The sequence below is a fragment of the Thermus sp. NMX2.A1 genome, from assembly GCF_000511705.1.
GTDB classification, from domain to species: Bacteria; Deinococcota; Deinococci; order Deinococcales; family Thermaceae; genus Thermus; species Thermus scotoductus.
On record NZ_ATNI01000109.1, the window covers coordinates 1 to 17,279 of the forward strand.

Annotated in this window: 15 protein-coding genes and 1 pseudogene; 3 read left to right on the forward strand and 13 right to left on the reverse strand. The window is 64.1% G+C overall.

Features of this window, described 5'->3' with window-relative positions; translation table 11 throughout:
* Positions 1-203: 203 nt before the first annotated feature.
* Positions 204-983 (forward strand): annotated as a pseudogene (locus tag TNMX_RS11185) (HD domain-containing phosphohydrolase); the annotation flags it as partial.
* Here the strand turns inward: TNMX_RS11185 and TNMX_RS11190 are convergent.
* The 12 genes from TNMX_RS11190 to TNMX_RS11245 form a co-directional block, all read right to left on the reverse strand.
* Entirely contained in the window at positions 980-1,282 is a 303-nt protein-coding gene (locus TNMX_RS11190; protein WP_038032293.1) for a metal-sulfur cluster assembly factor, read from the reverse strand. The pseudogene TNMX_RS11185 and the gene TNMX_RS11190 overlap by 4 nt on opposite strands.
* On the reverse strand, positions 1,279-2,430 hold the full coding sequence (locus TNMX_RS11195) for a hypothetical protein (RefSeq protein ID WP_038032294.1): 1,152 nt from the start codon (positions 2,428-2,430) through the stop codon (positions 1,279-1,281). The genes TNMX_RS11190 and TNMX_RS11195 overlap by 4 nt, the downstream gene beginning before the upstream one ends.
* 66 nt (positions 2,431-2,496) lie before the next feature.
* Positions 2,497-3,342 (reverse strand): protoglobin domain-containing protein, encoded by an 846-nt coding sequence (locus TNMX_RS11200; protein WP_038032296.1) that lies wholly within the window; start codon positions 3,340-3,342, stop codon positions 2,497-2,499.
* 100 nt (positions 3,343-3,442) lie between these two features.
* Positions 3,443-4,267 (reverse strand): DUF2249 domain-containing protein, encoded by an 825-nt coding sequence (locus TNMX_RS11205; RefSeq protein ID WP_038032297.1) that lies wholly within the window; start codon positions 4,265-4,267, stop codon positions 3,443-3,445.
* Positions 4,240-4,458, reverse strand: coding sequence for a DUF2249 domain-containing protein (locus TNMX_RS11210; protein WP_038032318.1), 219 nt, complete (start codon positions 4,456-4,458; stop codon positions 4,240-4,242). Before TNMX_RS11210 ends, TNMX_RS11205 begins: the two co-directional genes overlap by 28 nt.
* Before the next feature lie 184 nt (positions 4,459-4,642).
* Positions 4,643-5,974 carry an MFS transporter gene (locus TNMX_RS11215; RefSeq protein ID WP_038032299.1) on the reverse strand — a complete coding sequence of 444 codons (1,332 nt, stop codon included), beginning with the start codon at positions 5,972-5,974 and terminating at the stop codon, positions 4,643-4,645.
* A complete protein-coding gene (locus TNMX_RS11220) occupies positions 5,968-7,299 on the reverse strand; it encodes a nitrate/nitrite transporter (RefSeq protein WP_038032302.1) in 1,332 nt (443 codons plus the stop codon). Before TNMX_RS11220 ends, TNMX_RS11215 begins: the two co-directional genes overlap by 7 nt.
* Positions 7,300-7,302: 3 nt before the next feature.
* Positions 7,303-7,980, reverse strand: coding sequence for a respiratory nitrate reductase subunit gamma (gene narI / locus TNMX_RS11225; protein ID WP_038032305.1), 678 nt, complete (start codon positions 7,978-7,980; stop codon positions 7,303-7,305).
* Between the two features lie 3 nt (positions 7,981-7,983).
* Entirely contained in the window at positions 7,984-8,496 is a 513-nt protein-coding gene (locus tag TNMX_RS11230) for a nitrate reductase molybdenum cofactor assembly chaperone (RefSeq protein ID WP_038032307.1), read from the reverse strand.
* A 9-nt stretch (positions 8,497-8,505) separates the two neighbouring features.
* Positions 8,506-10,041 (reverse strand): nitrate reductase subunit beta, encoded by a 1,536-nt coding sequence (gene narH / locus TNMX_RS11235; RefSeq protein ID WP_038032308.1) that lies wholly within the window; start codon positions 10,039-10,041, stop codon positions 8,506-8,508.
* Between the two features lie 15 nt (positions 10,042-10,056).
* Positions 10,057-13,647 carry a nitrate reductase subunit alpha gene (locus tag TNMX_RS11240; protein WP_038032310.1) on the reverse strand — a complete coding sequence of 1,197 codons (3,591 nt, stop codon included), beginning with the start codon at positions 13,645-13,647 and terminating at the stop codon, positions 10,057-10,059.
* 2 nt (positions 13,648-13,649) lie between these two features.
* Positions 13,650-14,444, reverse strand: coding sequence for a c-type cytochrome (locus tag TNMX_RS11245; RefSeq protein WP_038032311.1), 795 nt, complete (start codon positions 14,442-14,444; stop codon positions 13,650-13,652).
* A 95-nt stretch (positions 14,445-14,539) separates the two neighbouring features.
* Here TNMX_RS11245 and TNMX_RS11250 point away from each other — a divergent pair, with 95 nt between their 5' ends.
* Complete coding sequence (locus TNMX_RS11250; RefSeq protein WP_038032313.1) at positions 14,540-16,351, forward strand: GAF domain-containing protein; 1,812 nt, start codon at positions 14,540-14,542, stop codon at positions 16,349-16,351.
* 3 nt (positions 16,352-16,354) lie between these two features.
* Positions 16,355-17,008: a Crp/Fnr family transcriptional regulator gene (locus TNMX_RS11255; RefSeq protein WP_038032314.1), complete on the forward strand. Its 654-nt coding sequence runs from the start codon at positions 16,355-16,357 to the stop codon at positions 17,006-17,008.
* A 7-nt stretch (positions 17,009-17,015) separates the two neighbouring features.
* Here the strand turns inward: TNMX_RS11255 and TNMX_RS11260 are convergent, their stop codons facing one another.
* Positions 17,016-17,276 carry a ferredoxin family protein gene (locus tag TNMX_RS11260; RefSeq protein ID WP_038032316.1) on the reverse strand — a complete coding sequence of 87 codons (261 nt, stop codon included), beginning with the start codon at positions 17,274-17,276 and terminating at the stop codon, positions 17,016-17,018.
* Positions 17,277-17,279: the final 3 nt, after the last annotated feature.

Consider the following 17,279-nt stretch of genomic DNA (forward strand, 5'->3'; position numbering starts at 1 on the left):
TCTTAGAGACCTGGGTTTCCCCTTGGGCCAAGGGTACCTTCTTGGCCAACCTAGGGGAATATAATGAACCCATGTGAAGCTGAGCCCTCTAGTAACTACCCTTCTCTACGGCCTTTTCTCATCCCTTTGGATTCTGGGCGATAACTGGGTTCCCCTCCTCCGTAACCTGAACGCACAAGGTATTGACCTGGGACACTTTCTCCGTGAGCTGGCTGGACTACTCCGCCGCCCGGGTGGAGGTTGGCGGTAAGCCCGCCATCATGGGGGTGGGCCTGGACATCACCGAGGCCAAGGAACGGGAGCTGGCCCTCGAGGCCTTCGCCCAGGTGAACGTGGCCCTCCGGCGAAGCGAGGACCTAAGGGAGATGATGGAGGCTGCCCTGGAGGCCACCCTTAAGGCCCTGGAAGCCCCGGTGGGGAGCATCCTCCTCTACGATGCCGAAACAGGACGCCTGGAGGAAGCCACAAGCCGGGGCTGGCTTAAGGAGATTCCCACCCCGGGAACCCTTCCTGAGGAGGCCCTGAGAGCCGTGGGCCAGGCCATCGTGGCCTCCTTGGACCTGGACCCCACCCTGGAGGTCCTTTTCAACCAGGTGATGCGCCTTCCCCTGGATGCCGCGGCCCTCTTCCTCTATAACTCCCGGGAAAAAACCCTGGAGCTACGGGGCCTTAGGGCCTACGAGTGGCTTTCCGGCATCCCCTTCCTCAAGAAGGCCCTGGAGATCCCCTACTGCCACCACGAGCGCTGGGATGGCTCCGGCTACCCCAGGGGGCTAAAGGGCCTGGAGATTCCCCTTTCCGCCCGCATCTTCGCCGTGGTGGACGTGTACGACGCCCTTACCTCCGACCGCCCCTACCGGAAGGCCTGGCCCCGGGAGAAGGCCTTAGCCTACATCCAGGAACAAGCCGGGAAGCAGTTTGATCCCGAGGTGGTGGAAGCCTTCCTGCGGCTGGTAGCTGGGGAGGAACCTCCTCTTCCCTAGATCCAGCCCAGAAGCCTTCTCGCCTCCTCGGAAAGCCGGGCAGGGGTCCAAGGGGGGTCAAAGGTGAGTTCCACCTTCACCTCCTCTATGCCTGGGATGCGGCTCAAGGCCTGGCGCACCGCCTCCCCCATGCTGTCGTGCAGGGGGCAGCCCGGGGTGGTGAGGGTCATGCGCACGTGGGCCCTGGGGGGTTCCACCTTTAGCTCATAGATAAGCCCCAGGTCGACCACATCCAGGCCCAGCTCTGGGTCATAAACCGTCCGCAACAGGTTCCACGCCTGTTCCTCCAAAGGGTTCATCGCCGCATCACCTCCCAAAGGGCATAAACATGGGGGAAAACCCCCAAGAGGTAGACCCAGCCCGCCCCGGGAAAGAGGGGAACGAGGAAGGCCCCTAGGGCCAACAAGGCCCCTGCCCCATACCCCACACCTTCCGGAAGCATCTCCTTCAACAGGGGCACCTTTTCCTTCCCTGCCCTTGGGGCATACCGGTGGGTCCAGACCAGAAAGGGCAGGATCTTGTAAAGCATCCCCGTCACCACCAGCCCCACGAAGCCCAAGGCAAACCAAAGAGCCGCCCATACGGGGTTAAAGGGCAGGGCCAAGAGGGCCAGGCCCAGGAAGAAGAGGCCAAGGAGGTAGTGCCGCACCCCGATATCCAGGGCTTTTTTCATGCGGTTTTTGAGGATGCGCCAGGTGTCGTAGAGGGCCAGGGCGTAGGAAAGAAGGAGGAGGAGATAGCCCAACCTCTCCCCCATGGCCAAACCCAGAAGCCCAAGGTTGGCCGCAAAGAGGAGAAGCCCCAAAACCCGCTCGTCCACCCCGTGGGTGAGGGTGAACATGGAAAGGAGCTTGTAGCCCACGCCCAGGATGGAAAGGAGGAAAACCCCGCCCAAGCCCGCAAGGAGGTGCCAGGCGAGCCTTTCCGGGTCGTAAAAACCATAGCGCTGGGAAAGAGCCTGCAAAAGCCCTAGAAAGGGGGTGAGGACCAGGTAGAAGACCACCCAGGCCAAGGCGGTGGCCACCCGGTTCCAGCGGGGAGCCTGACGGAAGGTGAGATAGGCGTGGTAAGCGAAGAAAAGAAGGGCAACCAGGACCAAGCCCCCACCCCAGGGCACAAGGGAAGGAACCCAGGCGAAGCCCAAGGCCAGGAGGACTACCCCCAGGCTCCAAAGAACCATCACCGGATACCCCCACTCCGGGCGGTAAAGGGAAGTCTCCAGGACCACCGGCAGAAGCTGGTGCATGGCCCCAAGGAGCACCCCCACCCCGAAGCCCAGGAGGAAGAGGTGGGTCCCGGCCAAGCCCAAAGGGTGCCGGGGAACGGCAAAGGCCTCGGGATGGAGGGCAAATAGGAGGCTTGCCGCCAGGAAAAAGGCCTCCCCCAGGAAGACGAATCCGGCGGGGATGGAAAGGGGAATCACGCGGTTATGGGCCGTGGCCAGCATCGTCTTAATCCTGAGCCTGCTGCCCGGGATTAGCCATGATCCAGGTCATGGCCACCCCCTGGGCGGTCAGCGGCCCGGGGGCAGAAGGGTGAGGAGGTCCCCTTCCCGCAAAGGAGTGGCCAGGCCCTCGAGGTAGCGCACATCCCGGCCGTTGAGAAGCACCGTCCAGCGGGGCCTGAGCCGCCAGAGGGTCTTGGGCTCCAGCCAAAGCCCCACCTCCTCCTCGGCGGCCAGGGCCTCGAGGGCGAGGTCCCTTAGGGCAGGGTTCACGGCAAAAGCCTTGAAGAGAGCTTCCTCCACGCTTCCCGCCCGCAAGGCGAGGGGCCTGGGCAAGGCGGGGTGGGCCAGGCCCAAGGCCTGAAAGCGCACCGCCACCTTCCCCTCTCTAAGGGCAAGGGCGGCGTCAAACCCTTTCCGCATCACCTCCTCCTGGGCGGAAAGGTAGACGAGCCAGGGGCGCACATCCCGCACCCTCTCCGCCACATACCGCCCCACCTGGGCGAAGGAAAGCCCCACGTACTCAGGGGGGATCAGGGCCCCCTTGGGGCCCAAGCCCCCGTGCCAGAGCCCCGCCCGGTACACCTCCCGGGCGAACTCCGCCGAGGTGTCCACCCCGATGGTGCGGGCCAGCCAGGCGGAGAAAAAGGCCCGCCTTGTGTAAAGCTCCTCCTCCGGCACCCTTCCCTCCCAGCCCAGAGCCCGGGCGGTGCCGGGGTGGCGGCTTAGGTGGTCGTAAACCCCAGCCACAAAGGAAGCCGCTTCCTCAAGGAGCCTTTCCGCATCCAGGCGCATGGCCCTCTTCTCCTCCTCCCAAAGCCCACCAAAGGCGAGAAGGTCGGCAAAGACCTCCTCGGGCAAGGGCGGAAGATCCAGAACTAGGGCTTCCTCAGGTCGTGAGGACACCTGCTTCATCCTCCCCTCCTTTCCCTTTCCTCCCGCATTTTCCTCAGCATACCCCCCGTGACCACCCGCCTGTGCATTGGGTCCCTCCCGGGAAACCGGCCCTCAGGGCCTAGCCTCCCTTGCGGATCAGGATCTTCACCTGCCCCGGGCCCAGGTCCTCGAGAAGGTAGGCGTGCCCCTCCTCCTCGAGGCGGGCGAGGAGGTGCACCGGCCTTCGCACGTGGTGGACCAGAAGCTTCTCCCCGGGCCTTAGCCCGGCCAAGGCCTCCAGGACCCGCATCATGGGCAGGGGGGGCTCGAGGTTCTCCTCGATGAACACCTCCGCCTGGTAGTCCCGCCAGTCCTCCTCGCTTAAGGAAGCAGGACCCGCGGCCACCCCTTGCCCTTGCCTGACCTCCTGGCGGTAAAAGTGAACGCGGTAGTGCCTCTCCCCAAGCCGCTCGCACCAGGCCAAAAAGCCCTGTTTTCCCAGGACCTTGTAAAGGGGAATGGGCTCAAAGAGCACCTCTAAAACCAGCTTCGTTCCGGGTCCCACCTCCCGGGCCGCCGCCATGATGGCCTGGAAGGGCTCTCCTCCCTGCTCCAGCATGGGCCGCACATCCAGGTGGAAGCCCACGGGAGCGGACAACCAGGGAGGAGGCGGGGTACCGAGGAGGCTTTCCCCTTCCTTGGCCACCGGCACCTCCGGCCGGGCCTCCACCCCCAGGGCCCGGTTGAGGCGGGCCACCAGCTCCTCTGGCTCCAGCCCCCCGATCCTGGCCGCTTGGGCCACGGTGACCAGGTTGGGCATGGTCCTGCGCAGAAGGGGGTTTTTGAGCTTCTGGAAAGCGGGGCTTGCCTCCGCCAGGACCTCGAGGAGCTCTGGCCAGCGCCGCAAAACCTCGGCCACCTTCATCTCGGGCCGTACTACCTCTTGCCGATCCTCACCCGCCATACCTCCGGTCCCTCCTCCAGGTACGCCCAGTCCACCTGCCCAGGCCTTTCCGCCATGAGCTGGTAGTAAAGGGGCTTGGGGTCGTGGTCGTTGACCAGAAGGAAGCTTTCCCCGGGCTTCAGGGCATCGAAGAGGGCAAAAATCCTAGGGTGCCGTTCCCTTGGGGGTAGGGTGCGCACATCCAGCTCCATGGCCCAAGCTTCCCCCGCCTTCTCCCCATCCGCCATGACTTGGGTCAAAGCAAGGCCCGGGCAAGGCGTCCTTGCCCGGGAGCTTTCCCTATCCCACCCTCGCTATCGCATGCCTTCCGACCTTCGAGCTTAGGGAAAGCCCTCACCCGGGCCCCCAACCTGGCGCTGCCAGGGTGGAGCAGCCTCAGCAGGGCTTCTCCGCTCCCTTGCGGGCGTAGTAGTACCAGTTCAGGAAGAGGTTCAAGGCGTAGAAGACCATGAGGCCATAGAAGAAGGCGGTGAAACCCCCCGTGGCCTTCTGGGTGTAGCCGGCAAGGGTGGAAAAGATGAAGGGGCCGTAGGCGGCGATGGCCGCGGTCCAGCCGATGACCCCTCCCGCCTGCCTGGGCGGGAAGATCATGGGCATTTGCTTGAAGGTGCTGGCGTTCCCCACCCCGCTGAAGAGGAAGACCAGGAGCATGGCCAGGACAAAGAAGGGGAACTGCTCCAAGGAAGTGGGCCGGGTGAAGAGGGTGACCAGGAGAGCGGAAAGGAAGATGCCAAGGGCGGAAACCTGGGTGACGATGGCCCCGCCAAAGCGATCGGAGATCGGCCCGGCAATGATGCGGGCCAGAGAGCCCACCAAGGGACCCAAAAAGGCGTACTTCAAGGGATCGGGCGCCCCATCGAACTTCCCGTAGACCTCCCGGATCAGAAGGGGAAAGATGGCGGAAAACCCGGAGAAGGAGCCGAAGGTCATGATGTAGAGGCTGGTCATGATCCAGGTGTGCTTGTCGCGGAAGATGTCAAACTGCTCGCGAAGGTTGGCCCGCACCGGAACGCTTCTTAAGTACACCCACGCCAGCAAAGACCCCACCAGCACAAAGGGCACCCAGAGGAAGGTGGCGTTTTGCAACCAGATGGGCTGGGAAACCCCGGGCTTGGGAGTGAAGGTCTGCGGACCCCCCAGGAGGGAGCCGAAGAGGGCGAAGCCTATGACCCAGGGGGTCACGAACTGGACCACGGAAACGCCAAAGTTGCCGATGCCCGCTTGCAACCCCAGGGCCGTCCCCTGGAGGCGCTTGGGGAAGAAGTAGCTGGTGGAGGGCATGAAGCCGGAGAAGTTCCCCCCGCCGATCCCCGCCAAGAAGGCCAAGAGGAGAAGAACCCAGTAGGGGGTGTGGGTGTTCTGAACAGCGAAGCTCCAGCCCAGGAGGGGTATGAGCAAGAGCAGGGTGGAGAAGGTCACCAGATGCCGGGTGCCCAGGATGGGGGGCAGGAAGGTCCAGATGATGCGCAAGGTCCCCCCCGCGAGCCCCGGCATGGCCGTGAGCCAGAAGAGCTGCAGGGTGGAAAGCTCAAACCCCACCTTGGGAAGCCGAACCACCAGGGCGCTTACCACGAACCAGGTGATGAAGGCCAGGGTGAGGTTAAAGGTGGTGATCCAGAGGGTGCGCCAGGCCAAGGCGGCATCCCAGCGCTTGGGATCCTCGGGGTTCCACTCGGGGATCCAGGTACCCTTCGCTACCTTCAGCATGGGCGGTCCCCTTTCAACTCAAACTCGTCTTTAAGGTGCCTGGCCTCTTGTTGCAGAAGCTGCAAGACGGTGAGGTGCATCCAGAGGAAGCTGACGGAAGCCAGTACGAAGAGCACGAAGAAGGTCATCTGGGGCAGGCCGGTCCAGGCCTGGGCGTAGGCGAAAAGAGGCGGCAGGAAGAAGCCTCCCAGGGCCCCCAGCATCCCCACCAGACCCCCCACGGCCCCCACGTCCTTGGGAAAGTAGGTGGGAATGTGCTTGTAGACCGCCGCCTTGCCCACACCCATCCCCACACCGATCAGGAAGACCAGCAGGGTAAAGAGCCAGGCGTTCATGGTGAACTGCATGACCTCCTTGCTCCCCTGCTTGGTGTAGAGGACGATGTGCCCCTCGGGCATCATGAGAACCCCCGAGGCCACGAGGATGATGCCAAAGGTCCAGTACATGACCCGCCGGGCCCCGAAGCGATCGGAGAGGTAGCCCCCAAGGGGCCTTAGGAGGCTTGCAGGGAAGATGAAAAGGGCCGTGAGAAGGGCGGCTTCATGAAGGGGCAGGCCGAAGACATCCACGTAGTACTTGGGAAGCCAGGCGCTTAGGGCCACATAGGCCCCGAACACCACCACGTAGTAGAGGCTGAAGCGCCAGACCCTTACGTACCTAAGGGGCCTTAACATCTCAAGAAAAGACCTCCCCTGCCCCGGACGCTTATCCTGTTTGGGAGTACCGAACCACATGAGAAAGCCCATGAGCACCAGGAGCACCGCATAGAGGAAGGGAATGAAGCGCCAGCCCCCGGGGATTAAGCCTCCCAGGTACCCTGCCGGCGGGATGCTGGCGATGAGGGCGGGCCCGATGAACTTGGTGACGCTGGCCCCCACGTTCCCCGCCCCGAAGACCCCTAGGGCAAAGCCCTGCTGCTCCTTGGGGAACCAGGCGGAGTTCCAGGCGATGCCCACGCTGAAGGAGTTCCCGGCAAAGCCCACCAGGAAGGCGTAAAGAAGAAGCTCCTGGTAGCTTCCCGCCCGGGACACCAGATAGGCGGGAATGGCGGTGAAGAAGAGCATGAGGGTAAAGACCAGCCGCCCCCCGTAGCGGTCCGTGAGGATGCCGGCGAAAAGCCGCCACAGGGAACCGTTCAGGATGGCCACCGCTGAGAGCCAGGAAAGCTCCACATCCGTGAGGCCAAACTCCTTGCGGATGGGCACCCCCAGCACCCCGAACATCAGCCACACCGCAAACATCACCGTGAAGCCGAGGGTGGAAAGCCAAAGGACCCGAAGCCGTTCAGGACGCTCTTTCTCCAGCTGAATGGGGTCGTCGACCATAGTTCACCTCGCCAGCTTGCGCACCCAGATGACGATCTGCCACGGCCTCACCACGTAGCCCAGGGGCACGGTGATGATGTGGACCAGCCGGGAGAAGGGGAATACCGCCAGGAAGACCCAGAAGTTAAAGACGTGGAGCTGGGTCCAGAAGGGCAGGTCGGCGATGAGTTCCGGCCTGGGCTGCAGGGTAAGGATGGACCAGAGGTAGGGGGTCATGACCGCCGGGAACCAGTAGCTTCCGTAGCGGTAGAAGAGAGCGGTGAGGACGCCAGAAAGGACGGACACGAAGATCACCACCAGGACCACATAGTCCATGGAGGTGGAAGCCGCCCGCACCCGGGCCACGGAAACCCTTCGGGCCAGGAGCACGTAGGTGCCCACCAGGGCCCAAAGCCCAAGCCCGAGCCCGGTGATCTCCAGGAGGTAAAGCCTCAAAGGGACGGCGTTCCAGAGGAGAAGCCCCTTGGGGATTAAAAGGGCCAGAAGGTGGCCCAAAAGGACCAGGGCCAGCCCCCAGTGCATGGCGATGGAGCCATAGAAGAGGCGCTTTTGCTCCAGGAGCTGGCTGGACTGGGCGGAGACGGAAAAGGGCCTGTAGACCATGCGGTAGGCGGTGACCGCCACCGCCAAGGTGAGGGCGATGTAGGGGAAGATGCTAAAGAGAAGCGCGTTCCAGTTCATCCTTCACCTCCTAGCCAGATCCCCTTGCAAGGCCTCCTGAACCCCCTCGAGGACCAGGAGGTAGGGGTTCTTGGCATCCAGGGTCTTGAGGGTCTTGTGCATCTCGTTAAGGGCCTTGGGCAGGATCTCCAGAAGCTCGGGAAGGGGGTTTTCACACCGGGCCAGGTAGCGGAGCACGTTGGCCAGGTGGTCGGGAAGCTCGCTTCCCGGGTCCAGGTTGATCTCCCGGAAGGCCCGCACCAAAGCGGCCAGGAGCTCTCCCCGCTGGTAGCTTTCCCCGTAGACGGCGAAGCCCACATAGGGGGCGGTGGTGGGGGTGAGGTCCAGGGTGCGGGTGTAAAGCTCCTCCCACTCCCCCAGGGAAAGCTCCTCCACCTGGCGCAAAAAGCGCTCCAGCTTCTGCTTGGCAGGCCCCCGGGGGCAGGCGATCCAGCGCCGCCAGAGTTCCTCCAAGCGCCCCGGCATGGGGTAATCCAGGGCCAGGGCCAGGGTTTCCAAAAGGGTGGCGTTGCGCATGGCTTCCTCCTACTCCCCCCTCAAGGGCGGCTGGATGTAGCCGAAGCCCGTCTCCCCCTTGTGGGCCAAGGGATCCTTCCACACCTCCGCCGCCATCTCCCGGTGGTAAGGGGGCAACACGAAGCGCTCCTCCAGGGTGGGGAGGGCGGTGAGGCGGTAGATGGTCTCGGCCTCCTCGAGGGTGAGCCCAGCATCCCGCAAGACCCTCTGGGCCTTTTCCGTCACGCCGCCTTCCAGGCTTTCCTGCCTTTTCAGGATGCGCACCGCCAGCATCTTCTTAAGGGCGGGCACGATAAGGCTTTCATTGCCGGCGGTGAAGAGGTTGGCCAGGTACTTCACCGGCATCCTCGCCTTTTCCAGGCTCTCGTACACCTCAAAGTCCAAGTCGGTTTCCGGAAGGTCAAGCCGCACCAGACCCTCCCTCCCCTGGCTAGCCCTTAAGGCCTTCTCCAAGGTGGACACCACCGGGGAAAGAGGCGGAACGTAGAACATCATGGCCAGGGTGCGGTATTCGGGGTGCAGGGGGAAGGCCAACCCCCAGACCTTCACGAACTTGTAAATGGGGGAGTTCTGGGCGGCCTTAATCCAACCCTCGTCAATCCCCTCAGCCTTGGCGGCGGCGATGACCTCGGGGTCAAAGGGATCCAGGATGATCCCAAGCTGGGACTCCACCAGCCGCTCGTCGGGCACCATGGCCGCCTCGGGGATGCGGTCGGCATCGTAAAGAAGCACCCCCATGTAGCGGATCCGCCCCACGCAGGAGTGGGCGCAGGCCGGGGCCTGGCCGGTTTCCAGCCGGGGGAAGCAGAGGATGCACTTCTCGCTCTTCCCCGTGGCCCAGTTGTAGTAGACCTTCTTGTAGGGGCAGGCGGCCACGCACATCCGCCAGGCCTTGCACTTGTTCTCGTTGACCAACACCACCCCGTCCTCCGCCCGCTTGTAGATGGCCCCAGAAGGGCAGGCGGCCACGCAAGAGGGGTTCAGGCAGTGGTTGCAGATACGGGGCAGGTACTGAAACACCACCCCCTCGATCTCGGAAAGCTGGGCCTGCACCTCGGGGTCCAGCCCCTTTAGGTTGGGATCGTTGGCGGCGTAGAGGGGGCTTCCCCCAAGGTCGTCGTCCCAGTTGGGCCCGGCCCCTGGGGTCATGGGCTCCCCCGTGATCATGGAGATGGGGATGGCGGTGGGCTGATCCTCCCCTTCCGGGCTGGTGAAGAGGTCGTTGTAGCGGAAGGTGTAGGGTTCGTAGTAGTCGTCCAGGGAAGGCAAGGCGGGGTTGAAGAAGAGGCGGGCTAGCCCCTGGGTGCGGGAGTGCAGGCGGAGGTCCAGGTGGCCGTCCTGGTACCTCCAGCCCCCCTTGAAGCGCTCCTGGTCCTCCCAGCCCGTGGGGTAGCCGGCACCGGGCCGGGTTTCCACGTTGTTCCACCACATGTACTCCGCACCCTTGCGGTCGGTCCAGAGGTTCTTGCAGGCGATGGAGCAGGTGTGGCAGCCGATGCACTTGTCTAGGTGGAAGAGCATGGACATGTGGGCTCTAACCCTCATGGTGTTCCTCCTTTCTCACCACTCCGGAGGCCTTTCCAGCTTGCGTACGAAGACCCAGGTGTCCCGGTTCACCCCCACCGGCCCCCAGTAGTTGAAGGCGTAGGTGAACTGGGCATAGCCCCCGGACATCAAAACGGGCTTGAGGCGGGCGCGGGTGATGGAGTTGTTCATTCCGGCCCGCTTGCCCCTAAGGGGGCTCTTGGGAATGCCCACCGTGCGCTCGGTGGCGTGGTACACGAAGACGGTTCCCCTGGGGATGCGGGCGGAGACAATGGCCCTCTGCACGAAGACCCCGTTGTCGTTGAAAAGCTCCACCCAGTCGTTGTCCTTGATGCCCAGCTCCGCGGCATCCTTGTCGTTGAGCCAGACCGGGTAGCCTCCCCGGGAAAGGGTCATCATGTGGTGGTTCTCCGAGTAGGTGGAGTGGATGGACCACTTCCCGTGGGGGGTGATGTAGTTGAGGAGCTTGCCCTGGGCCTCGAGGGCACTCTTTTCCGTTTCCTGGAGCATGAGGACGTCCGGCCGCGGCTTGTAGGTGGGCAGGTGTTCACCCCAGGCCAGGTAGTTGGGGTGGTCCAGGTAGAAGTGCTGCCTACCCGTAAGGGTGCGCCAGGGAACGAGGCGCTCCACGTTTAAGGTGTAGGGGCTGTAGGCCCGGCCCTGGTTGATGATGGCGCTCCAGGTGGGGGTGGTGAGCTGGCGGCGGGGCTGGGCCACCAGGTCCTTGAAGGAGATGCGCACGTGGCGGTTGCCCTCGGCCAGGTCGGTGAGCCTGACCCCGGTCTTCTTCTCCTCGTCCAGGAAGGCCCGATAGGCCAGTTCCCCGTTGGAAACCGGGTCCAGGAAAAGGATGGCCTCGGCCACCTGGCGGGCCTCCTCGAGGCTCGGCCGCTTCTCCCCCTGGAAGAGCCGGGGTTGGCGCTCGGCCAGCTCCTTGTAGAAGTCCTCCACGGGGATGGTAAGGCCGTGCATCCCCACCCCCACCTTCTCCACCCCTGGCCCCAGGGTGGCCATCTTCTCGTAAAGCTTGGTGTAGTCCCGCTCCACCACCCGGAACTTGGGCATGGTCTTGCCGGGGATGGGCTCTACTTCCCCTTTCTTCCAGTCCCGGTCCTCAGCCTGGGCCAGCTCGTCCGGGGTGTCGTGCTGCAAGGGGATCATGACCAGGTCCTTCACCGGGGTGGGCAGGTGCACCCGTGCCAGTTCCGAGACCTTCTTGGCAATGGCCTTGAAGATATCCCAGTCGGGCTTGGACTCCCAAGCGGGGGGCACGGCCGCCTGCAGAGGGTTGATGAAGGTGTGGAGGTCGGTGGTGTTGATGTCGTCCTTCTCGTACCAGGTGGCGGCGGGGAGAACGATGTCGGAGTAGAGGGCACTGGTATCCATGCGGAAGTTGAGATTCACCACCAAATCCAGCTTCCCCTCGGGGGCCGGCTTGCGATAGACCACCTCCTGTACCTGCCCCTCGGCCCTTTCCTCGGCCACGGCGTTGGTGTGGGTGCCCAGGTAGTGCTTCAGGAAGTACTCGTGCCCCTTGGCGCTGGTACCGATGGCGTTCCCCCGCCAGATGAACCAGACCCTGGGCCAGTTCTCAGGAGCGTCGGGGTCCTCCACCGCGAACCTCAGTTCCCCCCGCTTAAGGGCTTCCACCACGTACTGGACGATTTCCGCCTCGGTCTTGGCTCCCCTGGCCTCCGCCTCCTTGACCACCTCCAGAGGACTCTTGTTGAACTGGGGGAAGAAGGGAAGCCACCCCTTGCGCACCGCCCGCACCTGGTGGTCTATGGTGTGGTCCGTTAGGCCGGCCGCCGTCTTGTCGTAGGCGGAAAAGCCCCGCTCGTAGCGCCACTGGTCGGAGTGGACGTAGTGGAAGCTCGGGGTGTTCTGCTGCCTTGGGGGGTAGCCCCAGTCGGTGGCGAAGGCAATGGGACCCCAGGAGGCCTGGTTGGCCAGCTTCTCCTGCCCCACGTAGTGGGCCAGGCCCCCGCCGTTCACCCCCACGCTTCCCGTGAGCATCAAAGCCACGATCCCCGCCCGGTACATGAGGTTGTTGTGGTACCAGTGGTTGATGCCCGCTCCGATGATGATGAGGTTTTTCCCCTTGGTCTTGAGGCCGTTTTCCGCCCAGGAGCGGGCGTACTTAAGGAGGGTATCCCGGTGGATCCCGGTCCACTTCTCCTGCCAGGCAGGGGTGTAGGGAAGTTCATCCCCGTAATCCCTGGGGTAATCCCCCGGAAGACCCCGCCCCACCCCGAACTGGGCCATGAGGAGGTCAAAGACCGTGGCCACGGCCACCCTTTCCCCTTCCTTGGTGACCACGTGCTTCACGGGCACGCCCCGCTTGAGCCTTCGGTCGGAGGAGAAGTCGTCGAACTCCACAAGAAGGACCTCGTCCTCCACCCCCAGGAGGCTCAGGCGGGGGTTTAAGGGCTCCCCGGTCCTAGGATCCTCCAGCTTCAGGTTCCACTTGCCCTTCTCCTTCTGCCAGCGGAAGCCGATGGTCCCCCCGGGCATCCTGGGCCCCTTTTCCTCATCCCAGAGGAGGAGCTTGAAATCCCCGTTTTCCTCCTCGGCGTACTCCGAGAGGCGGTTAGCCCTGAGGTAGCGCCCGGGGCGGCCATCCCGGATCTCAATCAAGAGGGGGGCGTCGGTGTAGCGCTTAAGGTAGTCCAGGAAGTAGGGCACCTTCCGCTCGGCGTAGTACTCCTTGAGGAGCACGTGGTTCACCGCCATCCAGAAGGCCCCATCCTGGCCGGGATGGATGGGAATCCACCAGTCGGCGTACTTGGAAACCTGGGAGAAGTCGGGGCTAAAGACGGTGAGCTTGGCCCCCGCATGCCGCACCTCGGAGATGAAATGGGTGTCCGGGGTGCGGGTCATGTTGAGGTTGGAGCCCATCACCGCGATGAAGCGGGCGTTGTACCAGTCGGCGGACTCGTGAACGTCCGTCTGTTCCCCCCAGATCTCGGGGGAGGCGTTGGGCAGGTCGCAGTACCAGTCGTAGAAGCTCATGGGCACGCCGCCCAACAAGGAGAGGAAGCGGCTTCCGGCGGCGTAGGAGATCTGGCTCATGGCCGGGATGGGGGAAAAGCCGATGACCCGGTCCGGCCCGTAGCGCTTCACCGTGGAAACCACGGCAGCGGCGATGAGCTCCAGGACCTCGTCCCAGCTCACCCGCCTGAAGCCTCCCTTTCCGCGGGCCTTCTGGTAGCGCTTGCGCTTATGAGGATCGCTCTGGATGGCCTCCCAGGCAGCCACGGGGTCGGGATGCTGCTTTTTGGCCTCCCGCCAGAGGTCCAAAAGAGCCCCCCTGGCGTAGGGGTACTTCACCCGGATGGGGCTATAGAGGTACCAGCTGAAGCTGATGCCCCGCTGGCAACCCCTGGGCTCGTAGGGGGGAAGGCCCGCCTCGAGGCTCGGGTAATCCGTGGCCTGAAGCTCCCAGGTAACCACCCCGTCCTTGACGAAGACCTCCCAGGAGCAAGACCCCGTGCAGTTCACCCCGTGGGTGGTGCGCACCCGCTTGTCGTGCTGGAACCGGTTGCGGTAGAACTCCTCCCACTTCCTTTCCGCTGGGCTTTCTATTTCCCTGATCCAATCCTTCATGTTTACCTCCTAAGCTGGCTTTGGATGCGCTCCGCCAGGCTCTTAGGCCTTAGCTGCCAGAGGATGGCCTGGTAAAGCAAGAGCAGTCCCAAAAGGACCAATCCCGCTACCAAGAACCGGCCCAGATACAGGGAGGCGGGCCTTGGCACCTCCTTGGACACCTGCACCAAGAAGGCAGCCAGAGCCGCCGCCTCGACCTCGGTCAAAGGCTTGCCCTTGTAGGCTTCCCGCATCACGGGGAAAGCGGGGTTTTGTAACAAACCGGTAAGCCCCACCTCGCCCCCCAGGCGCTTGGCAGCATCCGTGAGGTCCCTGCCCAAAGACCCCCCGCCCAGGAAGCCCACGCCCGCCACCGTGTGGCAGGCCTGGCAGGGTGCCCCGCCGTTTTGCAAGGCCTTTTGCCCCAGGTATAGAGCCCGGCCCAAAGCGGAATCCCCTTGCACCTGGGGAGCTGGCGCTTTGGCCTCGGCCTGAGTACCCGATAAACCCTTGAGATGCTGGGCGATGGCCCGGGCTTGGGCCTCGGACACCTGGGGCATGGGGGGCATGACCCCGCTATAGGTCACCCCATTTACCTCCAGGGGGCCGGAAAGCCCCTCCCGCACCACCTTCACCACATAGGCCTCGTCCTGTACCCGTGGGTTCCCCGCCAAAGGGGGAATGGCCCCGGGGATGCCCTGCGCCTCAGACCCGTGGCAAGCGGCACAGTGCTGGCCGTAAAGGGCCTTCCCATCCTGGGCCAGGGCCAGGGATAGGGCCAGGAGCAAGGCCAGGGGAAAGAACCTTTTGCCCTTCATCCTCACCTCCGGCTTCCAGTGTGGGGAGGGGGCCTGGCGCCCACTTCCCTTCCCGGGACATTCGTCCTAGAAGAAGCCCCCTATCCTGGGAGGCGATGAAGCCCTTGGCCCGGCTACGGCTAGACCCCAAGGGAGTGGCCACGGTCCTCGAGGCCGATGCCTCCTTGGGCCTGGAAGGGGATGGCCTCCCCTGCGCCCTTCTGGTCCAGGGGCAGGACCCCTTCGGCCGCCCCCTTTGTCCCCGCTGCCCGGTGCAACGGGAACTCCGGCGGGGGGCTTACCGGGCCAGCACCCCCCTCCTCTTTAAGGGGAAGCGCCTTCGCTGCCTGGGCTACCGGGAGGAGGGCGGCTTCCTGGTGGAGCTCTACCCCGAGCGGGCCGAGCCCCCAGATCTCCTTCTGGAGCTTTCCCGCCTGACCCAGCACCTTCTGCGTAACCCCGAGGGGTTCCCGCAGGCCCTCGAGGACTTCCTCCGCGCCCTACGCCTGGCCCTAGGCATGGAGGCCGCCGAGCTCTTCCTGATCGACCCCGAGGGCCACCACCTGATCCTCACCGCCTACGAGGGCCTCCACCGCGAGGCCTTCCTGGAACGACCCTGGTTCCAGCTGGGCGAGGGGTACCCCGGCATCGTGGCCCTGAAGCGGGAACCCCTCTTCACCCACGCCCTGGGGGAGGACCCCAGGTACCTGCGCCAGAAGGTAAAGCAACTGGGATACCAGACCTACATCTGCTACCCCCTAGAGCTTCCGCAGGGGCTCATCGGCGTCCTGAACCTGGCCTCCCGGGATCCGGACCTGGACCACCAGGAGCCCTTGGAAACCCTCTCCCGCATCGGGCCTCTCTTCGCCAGCACCCTGTACACCCTCCTCACCCGCTTAGGGGAGGTGGGCCTGCAGGCCCTTCACCAGCACCTCTACCGGGGCGAGGTTTCCGAGGCCCGTTTGGCCTTCCTCAAGGAGATCCGCCGCCTAAGCCAGGCCACCGGGGTCCGGGTGGTGGCCAGAAGCGGGGAGAGGTGGGAAGCCGGTTTGGTCCCCCCGTGCGAGATGCAAAACTGCCCCGCCTGGAAAGGGGAAGTGGTGGGCTACAAGAACGGCCTTCCTCCCTGCCCCGAAGCCCATGGACGCCCCAGGACCTGTCTGCCCCTTTGGGCCCGGGGGGAGGTGGTGGCCATGGTGACCCTGTTCCATGCCCGTCCCCCCAAGCCCGCCACCCGTCCCGCGGCTCCTACCCTCTGGTTTTCCCGCCTGGCCACTCCCTTCCTCTTTCCCCCCTTGCACCCACAGGAGAAACCGGGCTCGCCGGAGCTGGAGATCTACGCCCTGGGCCAGTTCCGCCTGCGGTACCGGGGGAAAGAGCTCACCCCCAAAAGCTTCGGGCGGGCTGGAGCGTACCAGCTTTTCAAGTACCTTCTGGCCAACAAGGACCGGGCCCTTTACGTGGAAGACCTTTGCGAAACCCTCTGCCCTCACCTGCCGCCTGAAAAGGCCAAACAGGAGCTTTACACCCTGGTTTACTACCTGCGCAAAACCCTGCCTGGCATTGTGGAGCGGGAGGGGGAATACTACCGCTTGAAGCTTCCCGAGGATCGTTTCCTGGACTTTGAACGCTTTGAGGAGCTCATGCGCAAGGCCGATCTTGAGGACGGGCTTTCCGCCTTTAAAACGCTAAGGCAGGCCCTGGACCTCTACAAGGGCCCCCTCTTCGGGGATGACCCCTACGGGGAGTGGGCGGAGGCGGAGAGAAGCTACCTGCAGGACCGGGCCCTTGCCGGCCTCCTGCGCCTGGGGGAGCTGGCCGAGGCCCTGGGTTACCTGGAGGTGGCCAAGGAAGCCTACGCCAGGGCCTTAAAGCTGGAGCCCTTCCTGGAGGAGGCACAAAGGCGCCTGAGCTTCTTGAAGGGGTAAGGAATGGATCTTAAGCAGGTTCCCCTCTTCCGAGACCTGGCCCTCGAGGACCTCAAGGCCTTGGAACACGAGGCCAGGGCCAGGCGGCTAAAGCGGGGGGAGGTGCTTTTCCTCGAGGGGGAGCCCGTGCGCTCCCTCTTCGTGGTGGAAAGGGGCCTCATCAAGGTGTACAAGCTGGATCCCGAGGGGCGCAAGCAGGTGGTGCTCCACCTGGAAGGCCCAGGACGGGTCCTGGCCGAGGTGGCCCTCTTCCTGGACCGGCCCACCTACCCCGCCAGCGCCGAGGCCCTGGAGGATAGCCAGGTCCTGGCCATTCCCAAGGAACGCTTCTTCCAGCTAGTGGAAGCCCGCCCTCCTTTAGCCCGGGCCTTGATCCGGTACCTGGCCCGCCGCCAGGGGCAGCTTCTGCACCTTCTGGACCGCCTGGTCTTCCACGAGGTGCGGGAGAGGCTTTGCGAGTTCCTCCTGGAGAAGCTTTCCCAGGAGGGGCAGGGCTTCCACCTGCCCACCAACCCGGAGCTTGCCGCCCTTTTGGGCACCGTGCCCGAGGCGGTTTCCCGCAACCTGGGCCAGCTCTACCGCCAGGGCCTGATCCAGTTGAAGGGGCGGCGGGTGGAGATCCCCAACCCACAGGCCCTTACGGATCTGATCCGCTGACATCCAGCTATCCGAGCGTATGGACGTTGGGCAAAGTGCGGGCCCACTGGCGGTTCTTTTCTATGTACTCCCTCCACGGCTCGGGAACATCCTCCTCGGGGAAGATGGCGTTCACGGGGCAGGCGGGCACGCAGGCCCCGCAGTCAATGCACTCATCGGGGTGGATGTAAAGCTGCTCCCCGGCATCGTAGATGCACTCCACGGGGCAAACCTCCTGGCAGGACCTGTCCTTTACGCCAATGCAGGGTTCACAGATCACGTGGGGCATATC